The 3,588-nt window shown below is 70.0% G+C and carries 2 protein-coding genes; both read left to right on the forward strand.

What is annotated here, in order from left to right:
• Positions 1-2,674: SDR family NAD(P)-dependent oxidoreductase (locus ACFY8O_RS34395; protein ID WP_387909345.1), on the forward strand; the 2,674-nt coding region annotated here is incomplete at its 5' end.
• A gap of 86 nt (positions 2,675-2,760) precedes the next feature.
• Positions 2,761-3,588 (forward strand): beta-ketoacyl synthase N-terminal-like domain-containing protein (locus ACFY8O_RS34400; RefSeq protein WP_387909347.1); only part of this gene is annotated, 828 nt, incomplete at its 3' end.

Raw genomic sequence — 3,588 nt, forward strand, 5'->3', positions numbered from 1 at the left:
GCGTCGTATTCCGGTGGATTACGGGTCGCACACGGCGCAGGTGGAGCAGTTGCGTGGGGCGTTGTTGGAGTTGGCTGCTCCGGTGGTGGCGCAGGCGGGTGATGTGCCGATGTACTCGACGGTGACGGCTGGGCTTCTTGGGGAGGGTGAGGCGGGTGCGGAGTACTGGTTCCGTAATCTGCGTCAGCCGGTGCGGTTCGAGGAGACGGTTCGTGGGCTGATTGCCGAGGGTTACACCACGTTCGTCGAGGTCAGTCCGCATCCGGTGCTGACGTCCCCGGTCGAGGAGACCGGTGAGGCGATGGGCGTCGAGCTGTTCGTGGGTGGCACCCTGCGCCGTGATCAGGGAGACAGCCGACGCTTCCTCTCCTCGCTCGGAGAGCTGTGGGTACGCGGCGGCACACCCGACTGGTCGGCTGTGTATACGGGTTCCGGGGCCCAGCAGGTCGCGCTGCCGACCTACGCCTTCCAGACCAAGCACTACTGGTTCGACACCGCGCCGGCCCGCCCCGCGGCGGGTACGGACCCGCACGCGGCCTTCTGGGAGGTTGTGGAACGGGAGGACCTGGAGGGACTTGCGAAGACCCTGAGGCTGGACGAGGCGCAGCCCGAGCTGACGGCCGTACTGCCTGCGCTCTCCGCTTGGCACAAGCGGCACGCGGACGCGGTCGGCATGGAGTCGTGGCGGTACCGGGTGCACTGGAAGTCGCTGCCCGCCGGCCCCAAGGCCGCCCTGTCCGGGACCTGGCTGGTCGCCGTCACCCCGGACCAGGTCGACGGCGCGCTGTACGAGGCAGTGGCCGCGGCCCTGCGCGCACAGGGGGCCGTGGTCGAACCGCTTGTCGTGAGAGGTGCCGACGACGCAGGGCTCGGCGAGCGTGGGTGGGCAGAGGCTCTGGTCGCGCACTCCGCGGCAGCCGGCGTGCTGTCGCTGCTCGCCCAGGACGAGAGTCCGCTCACGGACGCATCCGCCATCCCGGCCGGCTACGCCCAGAACCTGGCACTGCTCCAGCAGTTGGAGGCCGCAGACTCGGGCGCCGCACTGTGGTGCGTCACCCAGGGCGCGGTGTCCATCGGCGAGCGGGACCCGCTCACCAGCCCCGCACAGGCGCTGGTCTGGGGCCTCGGCCGGGTAGCGGCCCAGGAAATGCCGACCCGCTGGGGCGGTCTGGTCGACCTCCCGCAGGAGCCGGACGAGCGCACCCTGACGCGGCTGTGTGAAGTGCTCGCGGCCGAGGCGGACGAGGACCAGGTCGCGGTCCGCTCGACCGCGACCTATGGGCGACGCCTCGTCCGCGCGCCTCTGGGTGGCGCACCGGACGAGGACTGGACGCCGGGTAAGGGCACGGTACTGATCACGGGTGGCACCGGGGCGCTCGGCAGCGAGGTCGCCAGGAGACTTGCGGCTCAGGGCGCCGAGCACCTGCTGCTCGTCAGCAGGCAGGGCGGTACGGCTCCGGGCGCCACCGCTCTCGAAGCCGAGTTGGCCGCCACCGGAACCCGTGTGACCACGGTCGCCTGCGATGTGGCGGACCCGGAGGCCTTGCGCCAGTTGCTCGACTCGGTGCCCGACGAATGCCCGCTGGCCGCTGTGGTGCACACCGCGGCCGTACTGGACGACGGGGCGCTCACCACGCTGACGCCCGGGCAGTTGGACCGGGTGCTGCGGGTCAAGGCAGGTGCGGCATTCCACCTGCACGAGATGACGAAGAGCCTGGGCCTTTCCGCCTTTGTGTTGTTCTCCTCGCTGGCGGGCACGGTCGGCATGGCAGGTCAGGGCAACTACGCGCCGGGCAACGCCTACCTGGACGCACTCGCCCAGTACCGCCGTGCACAGGGGCTCGTGGCCACCTCCGTGGCCTGGGGTTCCTGGGCCAGGGGCGGCATGGCGGGCCGGGACGTGGTCAACGACATCAGCATCCGGCACGGCGTGCCGCTGCTCCAGCCCGAGCGTGCCACCGCCGCCCTGGAGACGGCTCTGGCCCATGGCGACACCAGCCTCGTGATCGCGGACATCGACTGGGAGAGGTTCGCGTACGCCTACACCGCGGCCAGGCCCAGCCGTCTGCTCGACGAACTGCCGGAGGTCCGCGCCGTACTCACGCGGGACGAGCCCACGGACACGGCGGCCACCCTCACGCTGTCCGAGCGTCTGGCCGGACTCGCACCGGCCGAGCGCGAACGGCAGTTGCGCACGACGGTCCGTACACAAGTGGCAGCCGTCCTCGGGCACGACTCCGGAGAGACGGTGGAACTCCGGCGGCGGTTCCTGGAACTCGGCTTGGACTCGGTCACCGCCGTGGAACTGCGCAACCGGCTCAACACGGCGACCGGTCTGCGACTGCCCGCCACGATCGTCTTCGACTGCCCGACCGTGCACGAGCTCGTGCGTTACCTCGATGACGCCCTGTTCGGCGGCGAGGACGGGCCCGAGGGCTCCACGGACGCGGAAGCTCCCGGAACGGCCGAACTCGACCGGCTTGAGGTGCTCCTGGGGCAGCTACCCGACGGAGACTCCACCAGAGCGGAACTGGCAGGAAGGCTCAGGCAATTGCTGCGTATCGCATCCGGATCAGGTGTGGACGGCGAGGAAACCGTCGACGCCGAGGACCTCGAATCCGCGAGCAACGACGACCTCTTCAAGTACATCGGCAAAGAGTTCGGGATCTCCTGAGCCCCTGATCGACGCCGCGATTCCGACTCGCGCCCTTCTGTGGGGCGCACGCCACACTTCCGTCTCACTTTCGGGGGCACGCAAGCATGGACGACGCCAAGAAGCTCCGTTACTACCTGACCCGGGTCACAGCTGAGCTGAAGGAGACCCAATCACGGTTGAAGGCCGTGGAGTCGGTGGACAGCGAGCCGATGGCGATCATCGGGATGAGCTGCCGGTTCCCCGGCGGTGTCGCCTCTCCCGAGGACTTGTGGCGGCTGCTTTCCGAGGGCGGCGACGCCATCACCGGGTTCCCCACCGACCGCGGCTGGGACGTGGGATCACTGGTGGACGTGACCGGTGAGCGTCCCGGCAGCTCGTACGTGGCCGAGGGTGGCTTCCTGCACGACGCGGGGCAGTTCGACGCGGGCTTCTTCGGGATCTCGCCGCGCGAGGCCCTGGCCATGGACCCGCAGCAGCGGCTGCTCCTGGAGACCTCCTGGGAGTTGTTCGAGCGCTCGGGCATCGCCCCCGACACCCTGGAGGGCAGCAGGACCGGCGTCTTCATCGGCTCCAGCTTCCGCGACTACGGCACCAGGCTGCCCGCGATCCCCGAAGAGGTCGAGGGACACGCCATGACGGGCACCGCGGGCAGTGTGGCTTCGGGGCGCATTTCCTACAGCTTCGGACTGACCGGCCCCGCCGTCACGGTGGACACGGCGTGCTCGTCGTCGCTGGTGGCGCTGCACCTGGCGGTGCAGGCGCTGCGGACCGGCGAGTGCTCGATGGCGCTCGCGGGCGGGGTCGCGGTCATGTCGTCGCCTGACCTGTTCACGGAGTTCAGCCGGCAGCAGGGTCTGGCGCGGGACGGGCGTTGCAAGGCGTTCGCCGCGTCCGCCGACGGTATGAGTGCGTCGGAGGGTGTGGGCCTGCTG

It is taken from the genome of Streptomyces argenteolus (assembly GCF_042902585.1).
Classification (GTDB): Bacteria; Actinomycetota; Actinomycetes; order Streptomycetales; family Streptomycetaceae; genus Streptomyces; species Streptomyces argenteolus.